27 protein-coding genes are annotated in these 26,912 nt (G+C 69.2%); 14 read left to right on the forward strand and 13 right to left on the reverse strand.

Features of this window, described 5'->3' with window-relative positions:
- Positions 1 to 27: 27 nt before the first annotated feature.
- The 7 genes from V6S67_RS04335 to V6S67_RS04365 all read right to left on the reverse strand — a co-directional run bounded on the left by V6S67_RS04335 (position 28) and on the right by V6S67_RS04365 (position 7,996).
- Positions 28 to 1,125, reverse strand: a complete 1,098-nt coding sequence (locus tag V6S67_RS04335) for a sugar-binding protein (protein WP_334209081.1) — start codon at positions 1,123 to 1,125, stop codon at positions 28 to 30.
- A 78-nt stretch (positions 1,126 to 1,203) separates the two neighbouring features.
- On the reverse strand, positions 1,204 to 2,505 hold the full coding sequence (mmsB, locus tag V6S67_RS04340; protein WP_334209082.1) for a multiple monosaccharide ABC transporter permease: 1,302 nt from the start codon (positions 2,503 to 2,505) through the stop codon (positions 1,204 to 1,206).
- A gap of 22 nt (positions 2,506 to 2,527) precedes the next feature.
- Complete coding sequence (gene mmsA / locus V6S67_RS04345) at positions 2,528 to 4,066, reverse strand: multiple monosaccharide ABC transporter ATP-binding protein (protein WP_334209083.1); 1,539 nt, start codon at positions 4,064 to 4,066, stop codon at positions 2,528 to 2,530.
- A 126-nt stretch (positions 4,067 to 4,192) separates the two neighbouring features.
- Positions 4,193 to 5,416: an ROK family transcriptional regulator gene (locus V6S67_RS04350; RefSeq protein WP_334209084.1), complete on the reverse strand. Its 1,224-nt coding sequence runs from the start codon at positions 5,414 to 5,416 to the stop codon at positions 4,193 to 4,195.
- 32 nt (positions 5,417 to 5,448) lie between these two features.
- Positions 5,449 to 5,970 (reverse strand): gamma carbonic anhydrase family protein, encoded by a 522-nt coding sequence (locus V6S67_RS04355; RefSeq protein WP_334209085.1) that lies wholly within the window; start codon positions 5,968 to 5,970, stop codon positions 5,449 to 5,451.
- 22 nt (positions 5,971 to 5,992) lie between these two features.
- Entirely contained in the window at positions 5,993 to 6,853 is an 861-nt protein-coding gene (purU, locus tag V6S67_RS04360; protein ID WP_334209086.1) for a formyltetrahydrofolate deformylase, read from the reverse strand.
- Positions 6,854 to 7,996, reverse strand: coding sequence for an FAD-dependent oxidoreductase (locus tag V6S67_RS04365; RefSeq protein ID WP_334209087.1), 1,143 nt, complete (start codon positions 7,994 to 7,996; stop codon positions 6,854 to 6,856).
- Between the two features lie 332 nt (positions 7,997 to 8,328).
- Between V6S67_RS04365 and glyA the strand changes: the two genes are divergently transcribed.
- Genes glyA through V6S67_RS04395 form a run of 6 tightly spaced genes read left to right on the forward strand, consistent with a single transcriptional unit; the run spans position 8,329 to position 13,336 of the window.
- Positions 8,329 to 9,636: a serine hydroxymethyltransferase gene (gene glyA, locus V6S67_RS04370; RefSeq protein WP_334209088.1), complete on the forward strand. Its 1,308-nt coding sequence runs from the start codon at positions 8,329 to 8,331 to the stop codon at positions 9,634 to 9,636.
- Positions 9,630 to 9,812 carry a hypothetical protein gene (locus V6S67_RS04375; RefSeq protein ID WP_334209089.1) on the forward strand — a complete coding sequence of 61 codons (183 nt, stop codon included), beginning with the start codon at positions 9,630 to 9,632 and terminating at the stop codon, positions 9,810 to 9,812. Before glyA ends, V6S67_RS04375 begins: the two co-directional genes overlap by 7 nt.
- Positions 9,790 to 10,680: a bifunctional methylenetetrahydrofolate dehydrogenase/methenyltetrahydrofolate cyclohydrolase gene (locus tag V6S67_RS04380; protein ID WP_334209090.1), complete on the forward strand. Its 891-nt coding sequence runs from the start codon at positions 9,790 to 9,792 to the stop codon at positions 10,678 to 10,680. Before V6S67_RS04375 ends, V6S67_RS04380 begins: the two co-directional genes overlap by 23 nt.
- A 19-nt stretch (positions 10,681 to 10,699) precedes the next feature.
- Positions 10,700 to 11,641 (forward strand): ABC transporter ATP-binding protein, encoded by a 942-nt coding sequence (locus V6S67_RS04385; protein ID WP_334209091.1) that lies wholly within the window; start codon positions 10,700 to 10,702, stop codon positions 11,639 to 11,641.
- On the forward strand, positions 11,634 to 12,506 hold the full coding sequence (locus V6S67_RS04390) for an ABC transporter permease (protein ID WP_334209092.1): 873 nt from the start codon (positions 11,634 to 11,636) through the stop codon (positions 12,504 to 12,506). Before V6S67_RS04385 ends, V6S67_RS04390 begins: the two co-directional genes overlap by 8 nt.
- 29 nt (positions 12,507 to 12,535) lie before the next feature.
- The gene (locus tag V6S67_RS04395; RefSeq protein ID WP_334211514.1) at positions 12,536 to 13,336 is read left to right on the forward strand and encodes an ABC transporter permease; all 801 of its coding nucleotides are present in this window, start codon (positions 12,536 to 12,538) and stop codon (positions 13,334 to 13,336) included.
- A 2-nt stretch (positions 13,337 to 13,338) separates the two neighbouring features.
- Here the strand turns inward: V6S67_RS04395 and V6S67_RS04400 are convergent, their stop codons facing one another.
- Together V6S67_RS04400 and V6S67_RS04405 are read right to left on the reverse strand one after the other, a co-directional pair.
- Positions 13,339 to 14,022: a class F sortase gene (locus V6S67_RS04400; RefSeq protein ID WP_334209093.1), complete on the reverse strand. Its 684-nt coding sequence runs from the start codon at positions 14,020 to 14,022 to the stop codon at positions 13,339 to 13,341.
- 12 nt (positions 14,023 to 14,034) lie between these two features.
- Positions 14,035 to 14,811 (reverse strand): hypothetical protein, encoded by a 777-nt coding sequence (locus tag V6S67_RS04405; protein ID WP_334209094.1) that lies wholly within the window; start codon positions 14,809 to 14,811, stop codon positions 14,035 to 14,037.
- Positions 14,812 to 14,983: 172 nt separating this feature from the next.
- Between V6S67_RS04405 and V6S67_RS04410 the strand changes: the two genes are divergently transcribed.
- From V6S67_RS04410 to V6S67_RS04430, 5 genes are read left to right on the forward strand one after another with little or no spacing between them, the layout of a single operon-like run.
- Positions 14,984 to 15,472, forward strand: coding sequence for a hypothetical protein (locus V6S67_RS04410; RefSeq protein ID WP_334209095.1), 489 nt, complete (start codon positions 14,984 to 14,986; stop codon positions 15,470 to 15,472).
- A 52-nt stretch (positions 15,473 to 15,524) separates the two neighbouring features.
- A complete protein-coding gene (locus tag V6S67_RS04415; RefSeq protein WP_334209096.1) occupies positions 15,525 to 16,349 on the forward strand; it encodes an exodeoxyribonuclease III in 825 nt (274 codons plus the stop codon).
- A 17-nt stretch (positions 16,350 to 16,366) separates the two neighbouring features.
- Entirely contained in the window at positions 16,367 to 17,470 is a 1,104-nt protein-coding gene (trpS, locus tag V6S67_RS04420) for a tryptophan--tRNA ligase (RefSeq protein ID WP_334209097.1), read from the forward strand.
- A gap of 36 nt (positions 17,471 to 17,506) precedes the next feature.
- Positions 17,507 to 18,073 (forward strand): 2'-5' RNA ligase family protein, encoded by a 567-nt coding sequence (locus V6S67_RS04425; protein WP_334209098.1) that lies wholly within the window; start codon positions 17,507 to 17,509, stop codon positions 18,071 to 18,073.
- Entirely contained in the window at positions 18,033 to 19,139 is a 1,107-nt protein-coding gene (locus tag V6S67_RS04430; protein ID WP_334209099.1) for a YihY/virulence factor BrkB family protein, read from the forward strand. Before V6S67_RS04425 ends, V6S67_RS04430 begins: the two co-directional genes overlap by 41 nt.
- 88 nt (positions 19,140 to 19,227) lie before the next feature.
- Here V6S67_RS04430 and V6S67_RS04435 read toward each other — a convergent pair whose 3' ends face one another.
- From V6S67_RS04435 to sdhC, 4 genes are all read right to left on the reverse strand, one after another.
- Entirely contained in the window at positions 19,228 to 20,016 is a 789-nt protein-coding gene (locus V6S67_RS04435) for a succinate dehydrogenase iron-sulfur subunit (protein WP_334209100.1), read from the reverse strand.
- Positions 20,016 to 21,794 carry a succinate dehydrogenase flavoprotein subunit gene (gene sdhA / locus V6S67_RS04440; RefSeq protein ID WP_334209101.1) on the reverse strand — a complete coding sequence of 593 codons (1,779 nt, stop codon included), beginning with the start codon at positions 21,792 to 21,794 and terminating at the stop codon, positions 20,016 to 20,018. Before sdhA ends, V6S67_RS04435 begins: the two co-directional genes overlap by 1 nt.
- A gap of 155 nt (positions 21,795 to 21,949) precedes the next feature.
- Positions 21,950 to 22,417 carry a succinate dehydrogenase hydrophobic membrane anchor subunit gene (locus V6S67_RS04445; RefSeq protein ID WP_334209102.1) on the reverse strand — a complete coding sequence of 156 codons (468 nt, stop codon included), beginning with the start codon at positions 22,415 to 22,417 and terminating at the stop codon, positions 21,950 to 21,952.
- Positions 22,418 to 22,422: 5 nt separating this feature from the next.
- Complete coding sequence (gene sdhC, locus V6S67_RS04450) at positions 22,423 to 22,806, reverse strand: succinate dehydrogenase, cytochrome b556 subunit (RefSeq protein WP_104049190.1); 384 nt, start codon at positions 22,804 to 22,806, stop codon at positions 22,423 to 22,425.
- Positions 22,807 to 23,077: 271 nt separating this feature from the next.
- Between sdhC and V6S67_RS04455 the strand changes: the two genes are divergently transcribed.
- From V6S67_RS04455 to V6S67_RS04465, 3 genes are all read left to right on the forward strand, one after another.
- A complete protein-coding gene (locus V6S67_RS04455; protein ID WP_334209103.1) occupies positions 23,078 to 24,217 on the forward strand; it encodes a mannose-1-phosphate guanylyltransferase in 1,140 nt (379 codons plus the stop codon).
- Positions 24,218 to 24,345: 128 nt separating this feature from the next.
- Positions 24,346 to 25,512, forward strand: a complete 1,167-nt coding sequence (locus tag V6S67_RS04460; protein ID WP_442884848.1) for an amidohydrolase — start codon at positions 24,346 to 24,348, stop codon at positions 25,510 to 25,512.
- 260 nt (positions 25,513 to 25,772) lie between these two features.
- The gene (locus V6S67_RS04465) at positions 25,773 to 26,885 is read left to right on the forward strand and encodes a BMP family lipoprotein (RefSeq protein WP_334209105.1); all 1,113 of its coding nucleotides are present in this window, start codon (positions 25,773 to 25,775) and stop codon (positions 26,883 to 26,885) included.
- Positions 26,886 to 26,912 lie beyond the last annotated feature (27 nt).

Consider the following 26,912-nt stretch of genomic DNA (forward strand, 5'->3'; position numbering starts at 1 on the left):
AACTGGCCCGGGAAGTCCGGGCGGTCCTTACTTGGTGAGCGCGGACAGCGTGGGGTCGTTGGCGTACGCCTCGGCGGCGTTCTCCTTCGTCACGATCTGCGGCTCGAGGAGGTAGGCGGGAACGGTCTTCACGCCGTTGTCGTACGAGTCGGGATCGTTGACCTCGGGCTCGTCGCCGGCCTGCAGGTTACCGACCATCTCGATGGAGTGCTCCACGAGGGCGCGGGTGTCCTTGTTGATGGTGGAGTACTGCTTGCCCTCCATGATGGACTTCACGGACTCGACCTCGGAGTCCTGACCGGTGACGACGGGCAGCGGCTTGCCTGCACCCTCGACGGACGTCAGGACGGCGCGGGCGAGCGTGTCGTTGGGGGAGAGGACGCCGTCGAGCTCGGTGGAACCGTAGCTGCCGGAGAGCAGGGAATCCGCACGCTTCTGCGCGTTCTCCGCCTTCCACCCCTGGGTCACGGCCTGCTCGAAGGTAGTCTGCCCGGAGACGACCACGAGGTTGCCGTTGTCGATCTCGGGCTGCAGGATGCTCATGGCCCCGTCGAAGAACACCTTCGCGTTGGCGTCGTCGGGCGAACCGGCGAACAGCTCGATGTTGTACGGGCCCTCGGGCTTCTTGGCCTTCATGCCGTCGAGCAGGGCCTGGCCCTGCAGCTCGCCGACCTTGAAGTTGTCGTACGCCACGTAGTAGTCGACGTCCTCGGTGTTGAGGAGCAGACGGTCGTAGGCGATGACGGTGATGCCGGCTTCCTTCGCCTGCGCGAGCTGCGTGCCGAGCTGGGCGCCGTCGATGGCACCGACGATCAGGACCTTCACACCGTTGGTGATCATGGAGCTGATCTGGTTCTGCTGCTCGGAGACGCCACCGTTGGCGAACTGCACGTTCGGCTCGTACCCGGCCTCGGTGAGGCCGTCGTTGAAGAGCGTCTCGGCGAGAACCCAGTTCTCCGACGTCTTCTGCGGCAGGGCTACGCCGATCGCGGACCCGGTCTCGAAACCGGAGGCGGCAGCTTCGCCGCCCTCCGTCGCGGTACCCGTGTCTTCGCGGCCGCACCCGGTCAGCGTCAATGCTGATACTGCAGCGATGGCTGCGAGGGATTTTGCGAACTTACGCATTCCATTCTCTTTCTGTCGCTCTTGCTCTTGCTCTGATGGACGGATGGAGCTTGCCTGGGGCCGGCGTGAGCCGCGTCCCTAGGCGTCGTGGGAGATTACTTCCTTCGTCCCGATGGCCTGCTCCGTCGGAGCGGCCTCGCGAACGGGGGCGTCGGGCTTCCTGCCGCCGCCACCCCCGCCGAAGTTCCTGGTGAGCAGGCCGATGATGGACGGCTTGCCCTGGCTCTTGTTGTAGACGTCGAAGGCGACGGCGACGAGCAGGACGAGGCCCTTGATGATCTGGGTCAGGTCCGCGCCGATGCCGAGCAGCTGGAGTCCGTTGTTGAGCACTGCCATGACGAGGCCGCCGATGATGGACCCGACGACGGTACCGACACCGCCGCTGACCGCCGCGCCGCCGATGAAGACGGCGGCGATCGCGTCGAGTTCCCAGCCGACGCCGTCGGATGGACCGGAGGCGGTGGAGCGACCGACGAAGATCATGCCGGCGAGGGCGGCGAGGACCGACATGTTCATCATGACCATGAAGTTCACGCGCTTGCTCTGGACGCCGGAGAGTTCCGCCGCGTGGCGGTTACCGCCGACGGCGTACACGTGCCGGCCGAGGATCGTCTTGTTGGAGACGAAGGCGTAGATGATGACGAGGACGCCGAGGATCAGGCCCGGGACCGGGAACGAGGTGCCGGGGCGGCCGGTCGCGAACAGGTAGGTCGCGTAGAGGATGACCGCGCAGAGCAGGCCCACCTTGACCACGGGCACCCAGGTCGGGGGGATCTCGGCGCCGATCTTCTCGAGCTTGCGACGGCTGCGGATCTCGCGGTAGATGACGAAGGCCACCAGGGCGAGTCCCAGCAGGACGGTCAGGTTGTTGTACCCGGTGGTGGGGCCCACCTCGGGGAGGTAGCCCGCGCCGAGGTAGCGGAAGCCTTCGGGCACGGGGACCGTGTTCGAGTCGCCGACCGCCTGGTTGGCGCCGCGGAACAGGAGCATGCCGGCCAGCGTGACGATGAACGCCGGTATGCCGACGTACGCCACCCAGAACCCCTGCCACAGTCCGATGACGGCGCCGAGGACCAGGCCGAGGAGGACACCCATGTACCAGGGGATGCCCCAGTCGCGCATGGCGATCGCGACGACGATGCCGACGAATGCTGCGATGGAGCCGACCGAGAGGTCGATGTGGCCCGCGATGATCACGAGCACCATCCCGATCGCGAGGATCAGGATGTAGGAGTTGCCGTTGAACAGGTTCATCATGTTGCCGGGCGTGAGGGTCTTCCCACCGGTCTGCCACTGAAAGAACACGACGAGTGCGACCAGGGCGAAGATCATCCCGAACTGGCGGGTGTTCCCGCCGAGGATTTGTTTGAGTGCTTTCATGGTGTCTTTCCTAGGGCTACGGTCAGGCAGTTTTCCTGCTGGCGGTCATGAGTTTCATCAGCGATTCCTGATTCGCCTCGGTGCGGGTCAGTTCTCCGGTGATGGCACCTTCGAAGATCGTGTAGATCCGGTCGGAGAGGCCGAGCAGTTCAGGCAGTTCCGAGGAGATGACGATAACGCCCTTCCCCTGATCCGCAAGCCTCTGGATGATGCCGTAGATCTCGTACTTGGCGCCCACGTCGATCCCGCGGGTCGGCTCGTCGAGGATGAGCAGCTCGGGATCGGTGAACATCCACTTGGAGAGCACCACCTTCTGCTGGTTGCCGCCGGAGAGCGTGGCGACGCCGTCGTTGACGCTCGGCGCCTTGGTCCGCAGCGACTTCCGGTACTCCTCGGCGACCCGGAACTCCTCGTCCTTGTCCACCACGAGGCCGCGCGTGATCTTCTTCAGGTCGGCGGACACCGTGGTGGCCTTGATGTCGTCGAGGAGGTTGAGCCCGAGCGACTTCCGGTCCTCCGTCACGTAGGCGAGGCCGGCGTCGATGGCCTGGGGCACCGAGCGCAGCGTGACCTCCTTGCCGTTGATGAGGATCTGACCGGACTTGAAGTTGCCGTACGAGCGCCCGAAGACGGAGCGGGCGAGCTCCGTGCGGCCCGCACCCATCAGGCCGGCGAAGCCGACGATCTCGCCGCGGCGGACCTTGAAGCTGGAGTTCTTGCAGACCAGGCGGTCGGGGACCGTGGGGTGCCCGACCGTCCAGTTTCGGACCTCGAAGAAGGTCTCGCCGATGGACGGCGTGTGGTCGGGGAAGCGCGACTCGAGGGAGCGTCCCACCATGCCGCGGATGATGCGGTCCTCGTCCACGCCGTCGTTCTTGACGTGCAGCGTCTCGATGGACCGGCCGTCGCGGATGATGGTGATGGAATCGGCGATCTGCTCGATCTCGTTGAGCTTGTGGGAGATCATGATGCACGAGATGCCCTTGCTGCGCAGGCCCGCCATCAGGTCGAGGAGGTGCTGCGAGTCGGACTCGTTGAGCGCCGCGGTCGGCTCGTCGAGGATGAGGAGCTTCACGGACTTGTTGAGCGCCTTCGCGATCTCGACCAGCTGCTGCTTGCCGACGCCGATGTCCTTGATCTTCGTCGTCGGGTCCTCGGTGAGGCCCACGCGGGCCATGAGATCGAGGGTGGTCCGGTTGACGTAGTCCCAGTCGATGACGCCGAACCGGGTGGGCTCGTTGCCGAGGAAGATGTTCTCGGCGATCGAGAGCTCGGGGATGAGTGCGAGTTCCTGGTGGATGATCACGATCCCCGCGGCCTCGCTGGCACGGATGTCCCTGAACTCGACGACCTCGCCCTGGAACACGATGTCGCCGGAGTAGTCGCCGTAGGGGTAGAGGCCCGAGAGGACCTTCATCAGGGTGGACTTGCCGGCCCCGTTCTCGCCGCAGATGGCGTGGATCTCGCCGGCCTGAACCTGGAGGGATACGTCGGAGAGGGCTTTGACTCCCGGGAATTCCTTGGTGATGGAGCGCATCTCAAGGATGGTGTGGTTGTTCATGGAGCCTCCCGCAGTGACGGCGTTGTCTTGGTGCAGGCCCAACCTCGGCCCGAAAGAATTGAACACGCTGATCGGCATTGTCGTCAAGTGTTGAACGCAAACCTACAGCAAAGCGAGACGGGAACGTTACGCAGTGATCGCGAAGGCCGGGGAGAGGCTCGGCTGGGCGAGGACGACGGCGGCACCGCCGAGGGCCTCTGCGCGGTCGCCGAGGGAGGACATGCACACGCTCGTGGTCTCACCGATGATGGGGACCGCGTGGCGGGCCAGCCCGCGCCGGACGGGTTCCAGGAGGATGTCGCCGAGGCTGGTCAGCGGTCCGCCGATGACGATGGTCTCCGGGTTGATCATGTTGGCCACGTGGGCCAGGGCGCGTCCGATGGCCGCGCCGGCGTCCTCGATGACGCGCAGGGCCGCGGTGTCGCCGGCCAGGGCCCAGTCGACGATGCGCTGCGTGTCGACGGGCTCGGTGCTGCCACGGCCGAGGAGCTCGATCATCGTCGAGGTGGAGGCGACGGTCTCGAGGCAGCCGCGGTTGCCGCACCGGCAGATCACGCCCTGCTCGTTGATGGTGGTGTGGCCGACCTCGCCGGTGACCCCGACGTTGCCGTAGTAGAGCGACCCGTTGAGGACGAGGCCGGAGCCGATGCCGGAGGCCACCTTGATGAACAGCAGGTTGTCCACCGCACTGTGCGGGCCCCACGTGACCTGCGCGAGCGCGCCCAGGTTGGCGTCGTTGTCGATGAACACGGGGACGCGGAGGCGTTCGCCGAACGTCTCGTGGATGTTGATGCCCACCCACTCGGGCAGGATGGCGCCCTGCACCACCGTGCCGGTGCGCCGGTCGATGGGCCCCGGGATGCCGATGCCGGCGCCGAGCAGGGCCCTGCGGTCGATCCCGCCCTCGGTGAGCAGGGTGTCCAGGAGGTCCGAGGCCGCCCGGAGTCCCTCGACGGCGCTGTGCCGCGGCGGCAGGCTGACGGCGGCCTCCTGCAGCACCCGGTAGTTGGGGCTGGCGAGGACCACGCGGACGTGGCGGCGGCCGATGTCGATGCCCGCGGCGACCTGGCCCTTGTCGTTGAGGATCACGGAGAGCGCCCGGCGCCCCGAACTGGTGGTCGGCGCCGTGCTGACGATCCCGCCGGCCGCCATGACCTTCACGATGTTGGAGACCGTGGCCGTCGACAGTCCGGTCTGCCGGGAGAGCTCCGCCTGCGTCTGCGGCCCGTTGCTCATCAGGGCTGCGATGACGCGGCGCTGATTCTGCTCGCGCAGGGCGGATTGGGAGCCCGGCTTCGGAAGCGCGGCGCTCAGGGGTGTCCTCGCCGTCGAGGGGGATTCTGCGGGCATGCTCACAAGGGTGCCGCAGGCGGAGTTTGTAGTCAAGAAGTTAACGCTTGGCGGTGCTCGTGCGCCAGGGCGTCGTACCGGTCCGCGTTGGCGCGGATCCCCTGGACCTCGTCGTCGGTCAGTTCGCGGCGGATCTTGGCCGGGACGCCGGCGACGAGCGAGCGCGGCGGCACCACGGTGCCCTCGAGCACGACGGCGCCCGCGGCGATCAGCGATCCCGTGCCGATGACCGCCCCGTTCAGGACGGTGGCGCCCATGCCGATGAGGCAGTCGTCCTCGATGGTGCACCCGTGCACCACGGCGCCGTGGCCCACGCTGACCCGGTCGCCGATGACCGCGGGGAAGCCGGGATCGGCGTGCACCACGACGTTGTCCTGCAGGTTCGTCCCGTCCCCGATGCGGATGGACGCGGTGTCCGCACGGACGGTGACGCCGTAGAAGACGCTCGCGGAGGCGCCGAGGACGACCCCGCCGATCAGGGACGCGGTGGGCGCGATGAACGTGGCGGCCCCGGTGTCGGGGGTCTTCCCGCGGAACGCGATGAGGTGGGTCATGGCGCCAGCCTAGGGCAGGGCGTCAGTTGAAGACGATCGTGCGGCGCCCGTCGAGCAGGACCCGCCGTTCGGCGTGCCACTGCACCGCCTGCACCAGGGCGCGTCCCTCGAGCTCGCGCCCGATCGAGGCCAGCTGCTCGGCCGTCCGCGCGTGGTCCACGCGGATGACCTCCTGCTCGATGATCGGGCCCTCATCCAAGGCTGCCGTGACGTAGTGCGCGGTCGCGCCGATCAGCTTCACGCCGCGCGCGTGGGCCTGATGGTAGGGGCGTGCGCCCTTGAAGGACGGGAGGAACGAGTGGTGGATGTTGATCGCGCGGCCGCGGAGGTCCTCGCAGAGCCCGTCGCTGAGGATCTGCATGTAGCGGGCGAGGACCACGAGTTCGATGTCGTGCCGGTCGATGAGGGCGCGCAGTGCGTCCTCGGCGTCCTGCTTGGTCCCGGGTGTCACGGGGATGTGGTGGAACTCGACGCCGTAGAACGCCGCGAGGCCCTCGAGGTCCCGATGGTTGGACACGATCACGGGGATGTCGATGGCGAGCGTCCCCGAGCGGTGCTGGAACAGGAGGTCGTTCAGGCAGTGCGCGGCCTTCGAGACCATGATGAGGGTCCGGGTGCGCCGTGCCGCCTCCACGAGCGACCACTGCATGCCGAACTCCGCGGCCACGGGCTCGAGCGCGGCGCGCAGGTCCTGCAGGCCGGCGCCGGTGGTCAGGTCGACCCTCATGAAGAACGTGCCCGTGTCAGGGCTGCCGTACTGCTGGGACTCCGTGATGTTCGCGCCCACCCCGACCAGGGCGCCGGAGACGCCGTGCACGATCCCGGGCCTGTCGGGGCAGGACAGCGTGAGGGAGTACGAGGAGGGTGCGTCGGGGGAGTCCACCTAATCCAGCGTACCGGTAGCCCCGGTGCCGGGGGCGAGGCCGCGCAGCCGGTCCAGGGCCGCCAGCGCCGCTGCACGCCCGGCACGGGACGCCCCGAGCGTGGAGGCGGAGGCGCCGTAACCGACGAGCAGGAGCCGGGGATCCCTGGCGACACGCACGCCGTCCGTCCGGATACCGCCCCCGGGCTCCCGGAGGTGCAGGGGTGCGAGGTGGTCGAGCGCAGCACGGAACCCGGTGGACCAGAGGACGGCGTCGACGCGTTCCTCGGAGCCGTCGGCGAGCACCGCCGAGTGCTCCCGCAGCTCCGCGAGGGGACCGCGGGAGACGAGGATCCCGGCGTCGATCCCCGCCTGGTACTGCGGCGTGAGCGGCAGCCCGGTGACGGACACCACGCTGGCAGGGGGCAGGCCGGCGCCCGTCCGCGCCGTGACCTCGGCCTCGACCTCCCGCCCCCATTCCGGGTCGAAGGCACGCCGCGTGAAACCCGGCGGGCGGCGCGTGGACCACACGGTGGTGGCGCCGGCCTCCGCGAGCTGCAGCAGGAACTGGACGGCCGAGGTCCCGCCGCCCACCACGAGGACACGCTGCCCCGCGAACTCGGCCGCCGACCGGAAGTCGTGCGTGTGCAGCTGGCGCCCGGCGAACACGTCCTGCCCGCGGTAGTACGGCCAGTAGGGGCGGTCCCACGTTCCGGTCGCGTTGACGACCACGTCCGCGATCCAGGTGCCGCCCGTCGTCGTGACCCTCAGGGGCCCCGCACCGCCCCGGTCGGGGCGGTCGGCGTCGTCGGGCTCGACACGGAGCACGGAGACAGGGCGGACGACCGGCAGGGCGAACTCGCGTTCGTACGCGCCGTAGTAGCGGTTCACGACGGCGGAGGCAGGCTCCTTCGGGTCCGGCCTCTCGAGGGGGAACCCGGGCAGGCTGTGCAGGGCGTGGGCGGCGTCGAACGTCAGGGAGGGCCACCGGTGCAGCCACGCGCCGCCCGGTGCAGGGTTGGCGTCGAGGACCACGACCTCGCGATGCGGTGCGAGGCCCCGCCGCGCGAGGTAGTAGGCGCTGCTCAGCCCGGCCTGCCCCGCGCCGATCACGACCACGCGCACCCGACGCGTCAGCACCTCCGCCCGCTCCGTCCCGCGCATGACACCGCCTCCCCGGTCCGGCGCCCGCCGGTCCACAGACCGGAACGGCGCCGGACCGCGCGCTATTCCGTGCCCGCTGCGGAGCGCGGGCACCGGTGGCGACGCGGCCCGCGGTGCAGCTAGCATGGGAGCGTCGCGACTGGCGTAGGGTGGGCAACCACCAGGAAGCGGCGCGGAACCAGGGTCCTCCGGGAGATCCTGCGCTTCCAGTGCAGACCACGGATCGCACGCCTGGGCCGCGGGTCACGTCTCACGTCCCTGCCGCGCGGACAGCGATCCGCCGGTCCGCGACGCACGCTGACCCCCTGTGACATCCAGAGAAGGATCGACCGATGACCACCTCGCCCATGGCCGCGTCCCACGCTGCCGCCGATTCCGTCACCAACGCACCCCTGTCCGAGGTGGACCCCGAGATCGCCGCCGTCCTCCGGGACGAGCTCGCACGGCAGCGGGACACCCTCGAGATGATCGCGTCGGAGAACTTCGCACCCCGCGCCGTCCTCGAGGCCCAGGGCAGCGTCCTCACCAACAAGTACGCGGAGGGCTACCCCGGCCGCCGCTACTACGGCGGCTGCGAGCACGTGGACGTCGCGGAGAACCTCGCCATCGAACGCGTCAAGGCCCTCTTCGGTGCGGAGTTCGCGAACGTCCAGCCGCACTCCGGCGCGCAGGCCAACGCCGCCGCCCTCGCCGCCATGATCAAGCCGGGCGACAAGATCATGGGCCTCTCGCTCGCGCACGGCGGGCACCTCACCCACGGCATGAAGCTCAACTTCTCGGGGAAGCTCTACGAGGTCGCCGCCTACGGCGTGGAGGAGGACACCCACCGCCTCGACATGGAGCGCGTGCGCGAGCAGGCGCTCGCCGAGAAGCCCCAGGTCGTCATCGCCGGCTGGTCCGCCTACCCGCGCCAGCTCGACTTCGCGGCCTTCCGCTCCATCGCCGACGAGGTCGGCGCGCTCCTCTGGACGGACATGGCGCACTTCGCGGGCCTCGTGGCCGCGGGCGTCCACCCCAGCCCGGTACCGCACTCCGACGTCGTCACGTCCACGGTGCACAAGACCCTCGCCGGCCCGCGCTCCGGCGTCATCCTGGCCAAGCAGGAATGGGCCAAGAAGCTCAACTCGAGCGTCTTCCCCGGCCAGCAGGGCGGCCCGCTCATGCACGTCATCGCGGGCAAGGCCACGGCCTTCAAGATCGCCGGTTCACCCGAGTTCAAGGAACGCCAGGAGCGCGTCCTCGAGGGGGCCCGCATCATCGCCGAGCGCCTCACCGGGTCCGACGTCGCCGAGCACGGCGTCTCGGTCCTCACCGGCGGGACCGACGTCCACCTCGTCCTCGTGGACCTCCGCAACTCCTCCCTCGACGGCCAGCAGGCGGAGGACGTCCTGCACTCCGTCGGCATCACGGTCAACCGCAACGCCGTCCCGTTCGACCCGCGCCCGCCGATGGTCACCTCGGGACTGCGCATCGGCACGCCGGCGCTCGCGACCCGCGGCTTCGGCGCCGCCGAGTTCACCGAGGTCGGCGAGATCATCGCGGCCGCCCTGAAGCCGTCGCCCGACGTCGAGGCACTGCGCACCCGCGTCTCCGCACTCGCGGCGGACTTCCCGCTCTACCCGGGCCAGGAGGAGTGGTAGATCCGATCCTCCGCGCCGCCCTCGCCTCGAGGGCGGCGGCGTCACCGGACTTCGACATCCCCGCCGCGGAGTGCTGCTTCACCGGCTGCTGCGACCGCGGCAAGGCATTCCTGCTCGAACAGCTGGACGAGCAACCAGAGAAGGATCCTTCCCATGAACAACGCCCGCATCCTTGACGGCAAGGCGACAGCCGCACGCATCAAGGAGGAACTGACCGAGCGCGTGAGCGCCCTGCGCGAGCGAGGGGTGACCCCCGGGCTCGGCACCGTCCTGGTCGGGGACGATCCCGGAAGCCATTCCTACGTCGCCGGCAAGCACCGCGACTGCGCCCAGGTCGGCATCACCTCGGTCCGGCGGGACCTGCCGGACACCATCACGCAGGAGGAACTCGAGGCGGTCCTCGACGAGCTGAACGCCGACGACGCCACCACCGGCTACATCGTGCAGCTGCCCCTCCCCGCGCACATCGACACCAACGCGATCCTCGAGCGCATCGATCCGGCGAAGGACGCCGACGGCCTGCACCCGACCAACCTCGGCCGGCTGGTCCTCAACGTCAACGCGCCGATGGACTCCCCGCTGCCCTGCACGCCGCACGGCATCGTCGAGCTCCTGCTCCGGCACGACGTGGCGCTCACAGGGCTGAACGTCCTCGTCGTCGGACGCGGCGTGACGGTCGGACGTCCGCTCGGGCTCCTGCTGACCCGCAAGCAGATCAACGCGACCGTGACCCTCGCGCACACCGGCACCGTGGACCTCGCCGACCACCTGGCACGCGCCGACGTCGTCGTCGCCGCCGCGGGGATCCCGCACATGATCACCGCGGAGCAGCTGAAGCCCGGGGCGATCGTGCTCGACGTCGGGGTGAGCCGCGTCGAGGACCCGGCGACGGGGAAGGCGAAGCTGACGGGCGACGTCGACCCCGCAGCCGCGTCGGTGGCGAGCTGGCTGTCCCCGAATCCCGGCGGCGTGGGTCCCATGACCCGGGCCATGCTGCTGACCAACGTCGTCGAGGCGGCCGAGCGTCGGGCGGCAGTCGCCTAGCATCGCCTAGGCTGGGCGGGTGCCTACACCCCTCGCCGGTCCGCCGGTCATCTCCGCGCACCGGCTCAGCAAGCACTACGCCGACTTCACGGCGGTGGACGGCATCTCCTTCGACGTCCCCGCCGGCGAGTCGTTCGGCCTCCTCGGCCCCAACGGCGCCGGGAAGTCGACCACCATGCGCATGATCGGCGGCGTGTCCCAGCGCACGTCCGGCGAGCTCACCATCATGGGCCTCGACCCGCAGGAGCACGGGCCGGAGGTGCGCGCGCACCTCGGCGTCGTGCCGCAGCAGGACAACCTCGACGAGGAACTGCGCGTGCGTGACAACCTGCTCGTCTACGGCCGCTACTTCGGGCTGCCGATGAGCTACCTCAAGCCCAAGGCCGACGAACTGCTGGAGTTCGCGCAGCTCACGGACAAGGCGGGCGCGAAGGTCGACTCCCTCTCGGGAGGCATGAAGCGCCGCCTGACGATCGCCCGCTCGCTCATCAACGAGCCGAAGATCCTCCTGCTGGACGAGCCCACCACGGGCCTGGACCCCCAGGCGCGCCACATCCTGTGGGACCGGCTGTTCCGGCTGAAGGAATCGGGGGTGACCCTGGTCCTCACCACGCACTACATGGACGAGGCGGAGCAGCTCTGCGACCGGCTCGTCGTCGTCGACAAGGGCAGGATCATGGCCGAGGGATCGCCGGCGCAGCTCATCCGCGAACACTCCACCCGCGAGGTGCTCGAGCTGCGCTTCGGGTCGGAGCGCAACACCACGGTCGCCGGCGAGCTGCAGGGCATCGGCGAGCGGCTCGAGCCGCTGCCGGACCGCGTGCTGATCTACACGAACGACGGCGAGGCGGCGCTCGAACAGGTGGTCTCCCGCGGGCTGCGGCCCGTCACGTCCCTCGTGCGGCGTTCCTCCCTCGAGGACGTGTTCCTGCGCCTGACCGGGAGGAGCCTCGTTGACTGACTCCTCGCCCGCAGGTGTCCAGCAGGGCACGGGCCCGGCGTACCGGCTGCACGCGCACGCGCCGGAGGTGTCCGCGCGCCGTGCCCGCGCATTCGGCTCCTGGTACTACGCGGAGCACGTGCTCCGGGCCATGAACGGCTACAAGTGGACCCTGCTGGCCACCAGCGTCGGGACACCGGTGATGTACCTGTTCGCGATGGGCGTGGGCCTCGCGACCCTCGTGGACCGGAACTCCGGGAGCGTCTTCGGTGGCGTCAGCTACCTGGTGTTCATCGCACCCGCGCTGCTCGCCTCGGCGACCATCATGACGGCGGCCACCGAGTTCACGTACCCCGTGATGGACGGCTTCAAGTGGCGCCGGGTCTACTACGGACCACACGCCTCGCCGCTCGGCACGGACCAGATCGTGCACGGCCACGTCCTCGCGATCACGGTCCGCCTGACCGCGACGACGATCGTCTACTTCCTGATCGTGGCGGCCTTCGGCGCCTCGCCCCAGCCGGCGGGCGTCCTGGCGGTCCCCGTCGCCGTGCTCAGCGGGCTCGCCTTCGGTCTCCCGCTCATGGCCTACGCCGCGAGCGTCGAGGACGACAAGGGGCAGTTCGCCCTCGTCATGCGGTTCATCGTCATGCCGCTCTTCCTCTTCTCCGGCACGTTCTTCCCGCTGAGCACGCTGCCCGTGTTCCTGCAGTGGATCGGCTGGATCTCACCGCTGTGGCACGGCACGGAGCTGGGCAGGGCCCTGACCTACGGCCAGCCGCTGCCCGCATGGCTCGCGACCGTGCACGTGCTCTTCCTGGTGGTCCTCGCCGCCGGCGGCCTCCGGCTCGCCCGCCGCGTCTACGCCAGGAGGCTGGGGAAGTGACCACGCAGCTCACCGCCGCCGACTACGCGCTGGACGGCTCGAAGAAGCCGCTGGCCGCGCTCTACTCACGCAACGCGAAGGCCGTGATCGCGCGGGGCCTCCTCGCCACGCGCAGCAACAACTGGCTCGTCATCGTGTCCGGGTTCTTCGAACCCGTCCTGTACCTGCTGTCGATGGGCGTGGGTCTCGGGACCCTCGTCGGATCGGTGGAGGGGCCCGACGGTCAGCCGATCAGCTATGCGGCGTACATCGCGCCGGCACTGCTGGCCGTGTCCGCCATGAACGGTGCCGTGTACGACAGCACCTGGAACGTCTTCTTCCGGATGAACTTCGCGAAGCTCTACCAGGGGATGCTGTACACCTCGCTCGGCCCGCTCGACGTAGCGCTCGGGGAGATCTTCCTCGCCCTGCTGCGCGGCGCCCTGTACGCCACGGGCTTCACCGCGGTCATGGGCCTCATGGGGCTCCTCACCACGCCCGTGGCGCTGCTCATGGTCCCCGCGTCCGTGGTGATCGCGTTCGGGTTCGCGTCCTTCGGAATGGGTATCACGAGTTTCATGAAGACGTTCCAGCAGATGGAGTGGATCAACTTCGTGATGCTGCCGATGTTCCTGTTCTCGGCCACGTTCTACCCGCTCACCGTGTACCCGCAGGGCATCCAGTGGTTCATCCAGGCACTGCCCCTGTGGCACGGGGTGGAACTGCTCCGGCAGATCAGCGTCGCCTCGTTCACCCCGGCCACGGTCATCCACCTCGGCTACTTCCTCGTGATGATCGCCGTCGGGATGCTCCTCACCACGCTGCGCCTGCGGAAGCTGTTCCTGAAGTAGCGCTACACCACGAGGGTGGCGTACACCACGTAGTTGTCGTCGAACTCGCCGGTGTCCGGGTTGTAGCCGTCGCACGTGATGAGGCGGACCTCGGAGCCGGGGGTGTTGCCGTACACCCTGAGGGTGGGGAACTCGTCCTTCTGATACGCCTCCCCGCGCTGGAACTCGAAGACCGCCGTCGTGCCGTCCTCGCGGGTGATGTCGATGCGGTCGCCGGCCTTGAGCGTCCGGAGATCGGCGAAGACGCCCTTGCCCCCGTCCGTCGCATTCACATGGCCGAGCAGGACGGCCGGTCCCCGGTCGCCCGGGGTGGGGGACTGGTCGTACCAGCCGGCCGGCGCGCCGGGGCCGTCGGGCGGCACCTCGAGACTCCGGTTCTCGCGGAGGCCGAGGCGGAGCAGGTCCGTCCTGACGCCGATCGACGGGATCTCGAGCGTCACGGGTGCGGAGGCGGGGAGGACCGGGAGCTCTGCCGGTGCGGCAGGACCCGGCGCTGTTTCGCCGGGAGCACCCGCGGCGGGCGTCGAGGGCGCGGCGGACGGCGTCGCGACGGCCGCCGGGGAACTCGCGGCAGGCGCCTCGGGAGGTGCCGTGGAGTCGGCGGAGCCGCAGCCGGCGAGGAGGAAAAGGGCGACCACCGCCGGGGCCGTGAGGCCCCAGCGGTGGTCGGTTGCTCTACTGGTCACGAGGAACCAGGATCAGGCGTTCTGCGCTGCACGACGGCGGACGGCGAAGGTTCCGCCGGCTGCTGCCGCGAGGACCAGTCCACCACCGAGGGCGAGCATGCCGGTCGAGTCGGAGGACTCGGTGGCGACACCGGTGTCCGCTCCACCGGAAGGCATGGCGCCCATCTGGCTCTGGACGAGGGTGCCGCACAGGGCGGGCGAGGTCGCGCCGAGGGGCAGCTCCGGCTTGAGCTCCGAGGGGCTGCCGAAGACCTCTGCGGGGACGCCGGCGGTCGCGGGATCCAAGCCGTGCACGACGACGACTGCCGTACCGGACTCGAGCGATGCCTTGGTCGCGGCGTCGAGCGTGATGGTGCGCTGGATGGAGTACGTGCCACCCTGGCCGCCGAGCTGGAGGTTCAGGCCCTCGGCAGGCGTTGTCGCGCCGGAGGTGGTGAGCGTGGTCTGGATGTCGCCGTAGCCGGGAGCACCCTCGGCGACGTTGACGATGCCGTCACCGTTCGCGTCGTTGGCCGGGGTCGGGCACACGCCCTTGGCGCCGCCGTGGATGTGCTGGACGTGCGGGTACGGCGCGTCCATGAAGGTCTGGGCGAGGCCGGAGACCTGCAGGTTCACCATCGCCTGGTCGCCCTTGACGTCGACGGTGATGCTGCCGGTGCCGGTGGTGCCGTTCAGCTGACCGAGGGTCGAGGAGTAACTGGCGTCGGCCGCCATGGCGGGGGAGCCGGCCAGGGCGACGGCGCCGAGGGCGAGTGCCGGGACGGCGAGGAAACGCATCTTCTTGTTCATGGGGTGATCCTCCATAGTGCGAGTGAGGCGCGCCGTGGGGCGCGCACAGCTGTACTTCGCGGTGACCGGCATCACGGATTGGAGGAGATGGGAGAAGACTTCGGGAAACCTGACAGTTCGCCTGCGGTGGAAGGCGCCGGGCTGGGCCGGGCGATGCGGAAGAATGATCCCCATGCAGTCACTAGGGAGCAATGAGCGGCCCGCGGGCCGGGGTGTGAGCATGCGCATGGGCAGTGCCGGGATGGCCGTCATGCTTGTCGTGTTCCTCGTCGCCGTGGTCTTCGCCGCGAACCAAAACGACGTGATCGGCTGGCTGGTGGTGATCATCTCGCTCGGGTGGCTCCTGATCTTCAGCTTCGTGGTCCTCAGCCTACGCTCCGCCGCGCGGAAGGCCGCGGCCCGCCTCCAGGGCTCCGGTGCCTTCGGCCCTGCGGGGCAGGCTCCCGCCGGCCCCGTCGCCGCCGACCGGGCGCGCGACCTGAAGCTCGATCACAGCTTCAAGATCGTGCAGGTGCAGGTGGGAGTGGTCCGCGAATACCTCGGCAGGGACGAGGGGATGGTGGAGCGCGCGCTCGAGACGATCGAGATCACCTCGCACAACGCCCGCTCCATGATGAAGGGGTCCACCGAGGGTCCTGTCGAGGGGACCGTCGTCGAGTGACGGGCGTCCCGCCAGGCGCACCGCAGGTACCCTCCGGGGTAAGGTTGATCGGGTGAGCCAGGCACCGAACCTCCCGCAGAAAACCCTGCGCATCGCCTCCGTGAACGTCAACGGGATCCGCGCCGCCTACAAGCGCGGCATGCAGGAATGGCTGGACGGGCGCGACGTCGACATCCTCTGCCTGCAGGAGGTCCGCGCGCCCGATGCCGTGGTCCGCAGCCTCCTGGGGGACGACTGGCACATCCTCCACACCGAGGCCGAGGCCAAGGGCCGGGCCGGTGTGGCCGTCGCCTCCCGCCGTGCGCCGACCGCCACGCGCACCACCATCGGCGACAGCTATTTCGACACGGCCGGCCGGTGGGTCGAGGCGGACTTCGACATCGACGGTGCGAGCCTCACCGTGGTGAGTGCCTACGTCCACTCCGGCGAGGTCGGCACGCAGAAGCAGGACGACAAGTACCGCTTCCTCGACGCGATGATCACGCGGCTGCCGGAGCTCCGGGACGGCGCCGACCACGCCGTGGTCATGGGTGACCTCAACGTGGGCCACACCCCGCTCGACATCAGGAACTGGAAGGGCAACGTCAAGAACGCCGGCTTCCTGCCCGAGGAACGCGCCTACTTCGACCGGTTCTTCTCCGACGAGTGCGGTTTCCTCGACGTCGCCCGGCTCCTCGCCGGGGAGGTCGACGGTCCGTACACGTGGTGGTCCTGGCGGGGCAAGGCCTTCGACAACGACACGGGCTGGCGCATCGACTACCAGCTGGCAACGCAGGCCCTCGCGAAGAGCGCCGTGAGCGCCGAGGTCGACAGGGCGCCGAGCTGGGACACACGGTTCTCCGACCATGCCCCGCTCGTCGTCGACTACCAGATCTAGACCCCAGGACACCTTCCATGACAGCCACCACGACATCCGCCGACTCAGCCCCCGGGACAGCCCCCGGGACCTCCGCGGAGGCATCGTCGACAGCCACCGCGGACACGGGCCGGCGCCAGCGCATCCTCTCCGGCATGCAGCCCTCCGCGGGCTCGCTGCACCTCGGCAACTACCTGGGCGCGCTCGTGCACTGGGTGCGCCTGCAGGACACCTACGACGCCGTCTTCTTCATCCCCGACCTGCACGCCATCACCGTCCCCCAGGACCCGCAGGAGCTGGCGCGGCGGACCCGGCTCACGGCCGCCCAGTACATCGCCGGCGGCGTCGACCCCGACAGGGCCACCCTCTTCGTGCAGTCCCACGTCCCGGAGCACGCGCAGCTCGCGTGGGTGCTCAACTGCTTCACCGGCTTCGGCGAGGCGTCCCGCATGACCCAGTTCAAGGACAAGGCGTCCAGACAGGGGACCGACACCGCGAGCGTGGGCCTGTTCACCTACCCGATCCTGCAGGCCGCCGACATCCTGCTGTACCAGCCCGACGGCGTCCCGGTGGGCGAGGACCAGCGCCAGCACGTGGAGCTAAGCCGTGACCTGGCGCAGCGGTTCAACACGCGGTACGGCCGGACGTTCACGCTTCCGCAGCCCTTCATCCAGAAGGAGTCGGCGAAGATCTACGACCTGCAGAACCCGACGGCGAAGATGTCGAAGTCGGGCCCGTCGCCCGCGGGGCTGGTCAACCTGCTCGACGATCCGAAGACCACGGCCAAGCGGATCCGGTCCGCGGTCACGGACACGGGCACGGAGATCCGGTTCGACCCGGCGGAGAAGCCCGGTGTCTCGAACCTGCTCACCATCTACTCGGCGCTGTCCGGTAGGTCCATCGCGGACCTCGAGGCGGACTACGAGGGGCGGATGTACGGGCACCTGAAGGTGGACCTCGCCGACGTGGTGGTCGAGGCGCTGGCGCCCGTCCGGAACCGCGCCGAGGAGCTCCTGTCGGATCCCGCCGAGCTCGACCGCCTGCTGGCGAAGGGTGCGGCGAAGGCCCGCGACCTCGCGGCGCCGACGCTGGCCGACGTGTACGCCCGCGTGGGCTTCCTCCCCGGCGCGGGGGCCCTCTGATCCATGTGCGCCTCGGACGGTCAGCCCCACGGAGTGGTGACAGCCCTCGCCGGCCCGCGCCCGAACGGGAGCTGCGTCGGCGTCACCATCCCCATCCCCGAGCCGCTCGCCGGTGACCTCGAATCGTGGCGGGCGTCCTTCGGCGACCCCATGGCGGCGGTCGTGCCGCCCCACATCACCCTGATCACCACGACGCCCGCGACCGACTGGGACGAGACGATCGACCACGTGCGTTCCGTGGCCCGCCGGCAGCGACCGTTCACGGTGCGCCTGCACGGCACCGGCTCCTTCCGGCCCGTCTCGCCCGTCGTGTTCCTGAACCTCGTGGAGGGCTTCGACGAGTGCGTCGCCCTGCACACGAAGCTCCAGGCGGGGCCGCTCGACCGCGACCTCGAGTTCCCGTTCCACCCGCACGTCACGGTGGCCCACGACGTCTCCTCGGCAGGGCTCGACGCGGCCGCCGAGGTCCTCCACGCTTTCGAGGCATCCTTCGAGGTGCGGAGCATGGGACTCTATGAGCACGTGCCGTCCGGCCTGTGGAAACTGAGGGAGGAGCTGCACTTTGGCGAAGACGCTGACAGCTCCGAAGCCGCCGCGGGTTGACCAGCCGTCCCCGGCCAGCCTGCCCGATCTGCAGCGGAGGGTCATCGACGCGCAGGTCAAGGTCGGCCGGCTGACCCGTTCCGGTCGCGGGGGAGCGGAGCTCCTGCTCGCGCGGGTGGACCTGCTGCTGTGCAGGTTCTTCACGCTCCGCCCCGTGCGGGTGGTCGTGCTGTACAACGAGCGGCGCGGGCCCCTGATGGCGGCGGGACTGGCCTACCGCCTGTTCTTCGCGATCGCGGCGCTCCTGGTCGTCGCGTTCGCCGCCCTCGGCATCGTGATCGCGGGCGACGAGGACCTCCGGGCGATCTCGGTCGATGCGCTCGACCAGGCGGTCCCCGGACTCATCGGCGACCCGGGCGGCGAGAGCGGCCTGGTGACCGCGGACCGGCTCTTCGAGGTCACCAGCGGGCTCGGGTGGGCGATCGTGGTGTCCTCGGTGGTCATGCTCGTGACGGCCCTCGGCTGGATCGGGGGGATGCGGCAGGCGATGCGCGGCATCTTCGCCCTGCCGCCCGTCGCGGTCCACCCGGTGGTCCTCTGGGTGAAGGACCTCGGGACCCTCGCACTCCTCGGGGTGATCATGGTGGTGACCACCGGGCTCGGGGTGCTCGCGAACAACACCGTGGGTGCCCTGCTCACCGTCCTGCGCCTGAACGTCGTGGACCAGCTCATGACGCAGGCCGCGGGCTTCGCCGTGATGATCCTGCTGGACATCCTCGTGGCCGTGGTCCTGTTCCACTCCGCGTCGGCCATCGGGATGCCGCGGCGGGTCCTGATCCAGGGCGCACTGATCGCGGGGCTCGGCACCACCCTGCTGCGGACGTTCTCGGCGCAGATCCTCGGCGCCTTCGGCAACAACCCGCTGCTGCTGTCCTTCGCCGTGATCCTCGCCCTGTTCATCTGGTTCTTCCTGCTCAGCCAGGTGTACCTGCTGGCCACCGCCTGGTGCGCGATCGGCACGGCGGACGCGGGCGTGGCCTCCGACCGGGAGCACCACGCGAAGGCCGGGACCCTGTGGCAGCGCAGCCGCCGCAAGAGCCGCGGCGCACGCAGCAGCGACCCCTGACCGCGCGTTGGTCCGGCCCCCGGGAACACGAAAGGGCGGCCCCTGCACAGGGGCCGCCCTTTCGCGTGCCGGCATCGGCCGGCAGGGATCAGATCTTGCGGGTCAGGATCGCCTGCTTGACCTCGGAGATGGCCTTGGTGACCTGGATGCCGCGCGGGCACGCCTCCGAGCAGTTGAAGGTGGTGCGGCAGCGCCACACACCCTCCTTGTCGTTCAGGATCTCGAGGCGCATGTCCCCGGCGTCGTCGCGTGAGTCGAAGATGAAACGGTGCGCGTTGACGATCGCCGCGGGGCCGAAGTACTGGCCGTCGGTCCAGAACACGGGGCACGAGGACGTGCACGCCGCGCACAGGATGCACTTGGTGGTGTCGTCGTAGCGCTCGCGCTCCTCGGCGGACTGCAGGCGCTCCTTCGCGGGCTCGTGGCCCTTGCTGATCAGGAACGGCATGATCTCGCGGTAGGACTGGAAGAACGGCTCCATGTCCACGATCAGGTCCTTCTCCACGGGCAGGCCCTTGATGGGCTCCACCAGGATGGGCTTGGACGTGTCGAGGTCCTTCAGGAGGGTCTTGCAGGCCAGCCGGTTACGGCCGTTGATCCGCATGGCGTCCGATCCGCACACGCCGTGCGCGCAGGAGCGGCGGAACGACACCGAGCCGTCGTGCTCCCACTTGACCTTGTGCAGGGCGTCCAGCACGCGGTCCGTGCCGTACATGGTCAGCTTCCACTCGTCCCAGTGCGCCTCGTCCGAGACCTCCGGGTTGTAGCGGCGGACCTTCAGGGTGATGTCGAACGTGGGGATCTCTCCGCCTCCGCCGACACCGGGTGCGAGCTCGACCTTGGAGGCCGGCTCCTTCTCCATCGTTTCGGTGCTCATCAGTACTTACGCTCCATGGGCTGGTATCGGGTGAAGATAACCGGTTTGGTCTCAAGGCGGACGCCGCTGGTGGTAGTGGCGCTGGGGTCCTTGTAGGCCATGGAATGGGTCATGAAATTCTCGTCGTCACGCTCGGGGTAGTCCTCGCGGAAGTGTCCGCCGCGGGACTCCTTGCGGTGCAGCGCCGCCGCGGTCATGACCTTCGCCATGTCGAGGAGGAACCCGAGCTCCACGGCTTCGAGCAGGTCCAGGTTGAACCGCTTGCCCTTGTCCTGCACCGTGATGCGCGTGTACCGCTCCTCCAGCGTATCGATGACACGCAGTGCCTCGAGGAGGGTCTCCTCGGTGCGGAACACCTGGACGTTGGCGTCCATGATGTCCTGCAGCTCCTTGCGGATCAGCGCCACGCGCTCTCCGCCCTCGGAGCTGCGTGCCCGGTTGAGGAGTTCCTCGGTCTCGAGGGTCGGGTTCTCGGGGATCTCCACGAAGTCCGCGGTGAGTGCGTACTCCGCGGCGGCGAGGCCGGCGCGCTTGCCGAAGACGTTGATGTCGAGCAGCGAGTTGGTCCCGAGGCGGTTGGAGCCGTGGACCGATACGCAGGCCACCTCGCCGGCCGCGTACAGGCCCGGCACCACGGTGTCGTTGTCCGCCAGCACCTCGGCCTTGATGTTGGTCGGGATGCCGCCCATGGCGTAGTGGGCCGTGGGGAAGACCGGCACCGGCTCCGTGTAGGGCTCGACACCCAGGTAGGTGCGGGCGAACTCGGTGATGTCGGGCAGCTTCGCGTCGATGTGCGCGGGCTCCAGGTGCGTGAGGTCGAGGAGGACGTAGTCCTTGTTCGGGCCGGCTCCCCGTCCCTCGCGCACCTCGTTGGCCATGGACCGGGCGACGATGTCGCGCGGCGCGAGGTCCTTGATGGTCGGGGCGTAGCGCTCCATGAAGCGCTCACCCTCCGAGTTGCGGAGGATGGCGCCCTCGCCGCGGGCCGCCTCGGACAGGAGGATCCCGAGGCCGGCGAGGCCGGTCGGGTGGAACTGGAAGAACTCCATGTCCTCGAGGGGGATGCCGCGGCGGAACGCGATGCCCATGCCGTCGCCGGTCAGGGTGTGGGCGTTCGACGTGGTCTTGTAGACCTTGCCGACGCCGCCGGAGGCGAAGACGACCGACTTGGCCTGGAAGACGTGCAGCTCTCCCGAGGCGAGGTCGTAGGAGACGACGCCGGCCACGCGCTTCTCGATGCGGGTCTCGCCGTCGACCGTCACCTCCTGGTCGACCATCAGCAGGTCGAGCACGTAGTACTCGTTGTAGAACTCGACGTTGTGCTTGACGCAGTTCTGGTAGAGCGTCTGGAGGATCATGTGCCCGGTGCGGTCGGCCGCGTAGCAGGACCGGCGGACGGGAGCCTTGCCGTGGTCACGGGTGTGGCCGCCGAACCGGCGCTGGTCGATGCGGCCCTCCGGGGTGCGGTTGAAGGGCAGGCCCATCTTCTCGAGGTCGAGGACGGCCTCGATGGCCTCCTTCGCCATGACCTCGGCGGCGTCCTGGTCGACCAGGTAGTCGCCGCCCTTCACGGTGTCGAAGGTGTGCCACTCCCAGTTGTCCTCCTCGACGTTGGCGAGTGCCGCGCACATGCCGCCCTGCGCCGCACCCGTGTGGGAGCGGGTGGGGTAGAGCTTCGTCAGGACGGCGGTGTGGGCACGCTGGCCCGATTCGATGGCTGCGCGCATCCCTGCGCCACCTGCGCCGACGATGACGACGTCGTACTTGTGGACCTGCATGCTGGTCGCTCTTTCTGTTGAAACCGGTGGTTGTGCTCGGGGGCGCTGCGACGGGCCCGCCGTGCTGGTGCTGCCGGGGACCGGCAGCTACTGCTCGTCAGCGCTGGGGACCAGCGCTGTGGGTCGGTGCTGTGTGTCAGTACCGAGGGGCGCTGCTACGGAGCGGGGCAGTAGTCCGCGGCGTGGGCCACGCCGTCGATCACGGGGCAGGGATCGAAGGTGAAGATCACGAGGGTGCCGAGGACCACGATGACGACGGTCGCCGTGTACAGCACGCCCTTGAGCCACATGCGGGTGCTGTTCTTGTCCGCGTAGTCGTTGATGATCACGCGGATGCCGTTGGTGCCGTGCAGCATGGCGAGCCACAGCATCGTGAGGTCCCAGATCTGCCAGAAGGGGCTGGCCCACTTGCCGGCGACGAAGCCGAAGTCGATCCCGCTGATGCCGTCACCGGCGACGAGGTTGACGTACAGGTGGACGAAGATCAGCACCACGAGGATGGCGCCCGAGATCCGCATGAACAGCCACGCGACCATCTCGAAGTTGCTGCGGGAGCTGGTGGTGCGGGTGTAGCCCGGGGCGACGCGTCCGGAGCGGGGGCTTTCGATGATTGGGGTAGCCATGGGTACTAACCTCCGAAGACGTGCGAGAGATGGCGGATCGAGAAGGCGATCATGACGAGCGCCCAGAGGCCCACGACGCCCCAGAGCATCTGCCGGTGGTACTTGGGGCCCTTCTTCCAGAAGTCCACGAGGATCAGCCGGATGCCGTTGAAGGCGTGGAACACGATGGCCGCGACGAGGCCGAGCTCACCGAGGCCCATGATCGGGTTCTTGTAGGAGGCGATCACGGCGTCATACGCTTCGGGCGACACGCGGACGAGGGACGTGTCCAGCACGTGCACGAGGAGGAAGAAGAAAATCACGACCCCGGTGATGCGGTGAGCCACCCAGGACCATTGGCCCTCACGGCCGCGGTAAAGGGTGCCTGCTGGTGTCAGTGTCTTCGGCATTGAAATTACCTCCCTGCATCGCGAGGGCGTTAGCGCGATATACGCAGTGATTACGCCAGTGCGACAGCACTCTTCAGATAAGAATAATCTAGGCCGGTGACACTCCCCGTTCAATTTAGGGGGGCCTCACCTGTGACCTTGTTAACACCGGGGTCACCGCCGGGGCACCGCTTGTATCACCGCCGGTGTTCACCCGGTGTTAATCCCCGGGTCCATGCCGGGGGCGCGACTCACCGGTGCCCGGCGGCACGCGTCGGTTACCGTGGAAGCGATGAATACCGAGAGGGCCGCTGCCCAGACCCCCGACAACGTGCTGGACCGCTTCCACGGCGTCATCCCCGCGGGAGGCACGGGCACGCGCCTGTGGCCCCTCTCCCGGGCGGCCGCGCCGAAGTTCCTGCACGACCTCACCGGTTCCGGCAGCACGCTGATCCGGGCGACCTACGACCGGCTCCGGCCCCTGTGCGACGGCCGCACCATGGTGGTCACGGGGATCGTGCACCGCCGGGCCGTCCTCGCGCAGCTGCCGGAGATCGAGGACATGAACCTCATCCTGGAGTCGGAGCCGAAGGACTCCGGTGCCGCGATCGGCCTCGCCGCCGCCATCCTGCACCAGCGCGACCCGAGCATCATCATGGGGTCCTTCGCCGCGGACCAGGTGATCGCGCCCGTGGAGGTCTTCCAGGCCGCCGTCCGGGAGGCCATCCACACGGCCGCCCGCGGGTACATCGTCACGATCGGCATCAAGCCGACCCACGCCTCCACCGGCTTCGGGTACATCCGCGCCGGCGAGTCCCTCGCGGCCGAGGGCGCCCCCAGCGCCCGCGCCGTCATCGAGTTCGTGGAGAAGCCGTCGCAGGAGGTCGCCGACGGCTACATCGACAGCGGCAACTACTCGTGGAACGCCGGCATGTTCGTGGCGCCGGTGGACCTCATGCTCAAGCACCTCTCCGCCAACGAGCCCGAGCTCTACGCGGGCCTGATGGAGATCGCCGGCGCCTGGGACACCCCCCGGCGGGTCGAGGTGGCCCGCCGCGTGTGGCCCACCCTCCCGAAGATCGCCATCGACTACGCCGTGGCCGAGCCCGCGGCCGCCGCGGGCGACGTCGCCATGATCCCGGGCGAGTTCAACTGGGACGACGTCGGGGACTTCGCCGCGATCGGCCGCCTGAACCCGGCGGAGGAGAACAGCGAACTGACGGTGATGGGGGAGGGCGCGCGCGTGTTCTCCGAGAACGCCTCGGGCATCGTCGTGTCCGACACCAAGCGCGTGATCGCACTGATCGGCATCGACGACGTCGTCATCGTCGACACCCCCGACGCCCTGCTCGTGACGACCAAGGAGCACGCCCAGGAGGTCAAGAAGGCCGTGGAGCGCCTGCGTGCCAGCGGTGACACCGACGTGCTGTAGCGCCGACGCCCTGCAGGGGGCCGATCTGTCGAACACCGCGCCCGCGGTGACCCGGGTGGGGGTGCCCGCCCTGCGGTCGGTAGGCTGAGCGGGTGGAAACGTTCATCACGCAGACGCCGACCTCCCGGGTGGGAGCCGCCCTCGAGCAGCTCCACGACGAGCTGGTGCAGATCCGGCGCGACCTGCACCGCAACCCCGAACTGTCCTACAAGGAGCACCGCACCACGGATGTCCTCGTGGCCCGGCTCGAGCAGGCGGGGCTCTCCCCGCAGCGGCTCGAGGGGACGGGCGTGTTCGTCGACGTCGGCAGCGGACCGCTCCGGCTGGCGCTGCGCGCCGACATCGACGCGCTGCCGATCATCGAGGAGACGGGCCTTCCCTTCGAGTCCGCCACGACGGGCGTCACCCACGCGTGCGGGCACGACATCCACACCACCGTGATGCTCGGCGTCGCGCTCGTGCTCGCCGGGATCCACGCCGACGAGGGGCTGCCCGGCACGGTGAGGATCATCTTCCAGCCCGCGGAGGAGCTGATGCCCGGCGGTGCGCTCGACGTCATCGCGCAGGGCGTCCTCACCGGTGTCCCGCGGATCCTCGCGCTGCACTGCGACCCTCGGATCGACGTGGGCCTGGTGGGCACCCGCATCGGGGCCATCACCTCCGCGTCGGACACCATCCGCGTCGAGCTCAGCGGGCGCGGCGGCCACACCTCGCGCCCCCACCTGACCGAGGACCTCGTCTTCGCGCTCGCCTCCATCGCCGTGAACGTCCCGGCCGTCCTGTCGCGCCGGATCGACGTCCGCAGCGCCGTGTCCGTGGTGTGGGGCCAGATCCATGCCGGCTCCGCCCCCAACGCGATCCCCGCCCACGGGTTCATGTCCGGGACCCTCCGCTGCCTCGAGGGGGAGGCCTGGCACTCGGCCGGCGAGATGCTCGACCGCGCGGTGCGCGAGGTCGCGGCCCCGTTCGGCGTGGACGTCAGGCTCGAGCACATCCGCGGGGTGCCTCCCGTGGTGAACCAGGAGGCCGAGACCGGGCTCCTGGAGGCCGCCGCACGCGCGGAGCTCGGCTCGCACGCCGTCGTCCTGACGCCCCAGTCCATGGGCGGGGAGGACTTCGCCTGGATGACGCAGGAGGTGCCCGGCGCCATGATGAGGCTCGGCACGCGGACACCCGGCGGCGAGACGTTCGACCTGCACCGGGGCGACTACGCGCCGGACGAGCGGGCCATCGGCTGCGGCGTGCGCGTCATGGCCGCCGCCGCCCTCCAGGTCGTGTTCGGCGACGACGCCTGACGCCGGGGCCCCGGCCCCGGCCCCGCCCGCTGCCGTCCCGGAGGGCGCCGCGCATAACGAAACCCGAACGATCCTCCCCTCCGGGCGGGCCGTGTAGTGCTCCCCGTCACTTGGCCCTTAGGATGTTCGCATACGTGCTGCACCGACGGTGTCGCGGCGCCACGGTCTTCCAGTGACAACAGAGCCCCGGATCGCATGAGAACCGGGATGGTCACTCACTGGTACTCGTACCCGTGGCGCATTTCTTTCCTGGAGGCATTTTGAAGAACTCACTGCGCAAGTTTTCGCGCGGCACCGGCCTGTCCGCCGCCGTCCTCGGCGTATCGGCGCTCGTCCTCTCCGGCTGCGGTGCGCCGCCGGCCGAGGATTCGTCCGGCGGCGGCGCCGGCACCGAAGCCAGCTCCGACTACCTCGGCTGCATCGTCTCCGACTCGGGCGGATTCGACGACCGCTCCTTCAACCAGTCCAGCTACGAGGGACTGAAGAAGGCGGAGACGGACCTCGGCATCAAGATCAACCAGGCCGAGTCCCAGGCGGAGACCGACTTCGGCCCCAACGTCGACCAGATGGTCCAGGCCGGCTGCAACCTGACCGTCACCGTCGGCTTCCTGCTCGCCGACACCACGAAGGCCGCCGCCGAGGCGAACCCGGACGCGAACTTCGCGATCGTCGACGACAACTCGATCACGGCCGACAACGTCAAGCCGATCATCTACGACACGGCCCAGGCGGCGTTCCTCGCCGGCTACACGGCCGCGGCGACGAGCGAGACCGGCAAGGTCGCCACGTACGGCGGCATCAACATCCCCACCGTGACCATCTTCATGGACGGCTTCGCCGAGGGCGTCGCCTACTTCAACGAGGAGACGGGCGGCGACGTGCAGCTCCTCGGCTGGGACAAGGAGAGCCAGAACGGCACCTTCGTCGGCAACTTCGAGGACGCGGCCGCCGGCAAGACCAACACCCAGAACTTCATCAACGAGGGCGCCGACATCATCATGCCGGTCGCCGGCCCGGTGGGCTCCGGCACGCTCGACGCCGTCATCGAGGCCAACGGCGCCGGCAAGGACGTCAAGGCCATCTGGGTCGACTCCGACGGCTACGAGACCGCCGGCAAGGGCGAGGAGTTCATCCTCACCTCCGTCATGAAGCTCATGGGCGACGCCGTCGAGGACGTCATCAGCACGGACGTCGAGGGCAACTTCGACAACACCCCGTACGTGGGCACCCTCGAGAACGGTGGAGTGGCGCTCGCGCCGTTCCACGACCAGGAAGCCAACGTGCCGGCCGATCTGCAGACGAAGCTCGACGAGCTGAAGGACCAGATCATCGCGGGCGAGATCACGGTCGACTCGGCCGCCAGCCCCAAGTAGCACCGACCACCGCATCCACGCCGCCTT

Origin of the sequence: Arthrobacter sp. Soc17.1.1.1 (genome assembly GCF_036867195.1) — a bacterium.
Lineage (GTDB): Bacteria > Actinomycetota > Actinomycetes > Actinomycetales > Micrococcaceae > Arthrobacter_D.

Coding starts and splice junctions, on each gene's coding strand:
- V6S67_RS04405 (WP_334209094.1), bottom strand. CDS start 14,811: ATGAACAAGAAGATGCGTTTCCTCGCCGTCCCGGCACTCGCCCTCGGC.
- V6S67_RS04350 (WP_334209084.1), bottom strand. CDS start 5,416: ATGCCCGCAGAATCCCCCTCGACGGCGAGGACACCCCTGAGCGCCGCG.
- mmsB (WP_334209082.1), bottom strand. CDS start 2,505: ATGAAAGCACTCAAACAAATCCTCGGCGGGAACACCCGCCAGTTCGGG.
- sdhC (WP_104049190.1), bottom strand. CDS start 22,806: ATGCCGAAGACACTGACACCAGCAGGCACCCTTTACCGCGGCCGTGAG.
- V6S67_RS04335 (WP_334209081.1), bottom strand. CDS start 1,125: ATGCGTAAGTTCGCAAAATCCCTCGCAGCCATCGCTGCAGTATCAGCA.
- V6S67_RS04445 (WP_334209102.1), bottom strand. CDS start 22,417: ATGGCTACCCCAATCATCGAAAGCCCCCGCTCCGGACGCGTCGCCCCG.
- sdhA (WP_334209101.1), bottom strand. CDS start 21,794: ATGCAGGTCCACAAGTACGACGTCGTCATCGTCGGCGCAGGTGGCGCA.
- V6S67_RS04435 (WP_334209100.1), bottom strand. CDS start 20,016: ATGAGCACCGAAACGATGGAGAAGGAGCCGGCCTCCAAGGTCGAGCTC.
- glyA (WP_334209088.1), top strand. CDS start 8,329: ATGACCACCTCGCCCATGGCCGCGTCCCACGCTGCCGCCGATTCCGTC.
- V6S67_RS04455 (WP_334209103.1), top strand. CDS start 23,078: ATGAATACCGAGAGGGCCGCTGCCCAGACCCCCGACAACGTGCTGGAC.
- V6S67_RS04355 (WP_334209085.1), bottom strand. CDS start 5,970: ATGACCCACCTCATCGCGTTCCGCGGGAAGACCCCCGACACCGGGGCC.
- V6S67_RS04410 (WP_334209095.1), top strand. CDS start 14,984: ATGCAGTCACTAGGGAGCAATGAGCGGCCCGCGGGCCGGGGTGTGAGC.
- mmsA (WP_334209083.1), bottom strand. CDS start 4,066: ATGAACAACCACACCATCCTTGAGATGCGCTCCATCACCAAGGAATTC.
- V6S67_RS04365 (WP_334209087.1), bottom strand. CDS start 7,996: ATGCGCGGGACGGAGCGGGCGGAGGTGCTGACGCGTCGGGTGCGCGTG.
- V6S67_RS04380 (WP_334209090.1), top strand. CDS start 9,790: ATGAACAACGCCCGCATCCTTGACGGCAAGGCGACAGCCGCACGCATC.
- trpS (WP_334209097.1), top strand. CDS start 16,367: ATGACAGCCACCACGACATCCGCCGACTCAGCCCCCGGGACAGCCCCC.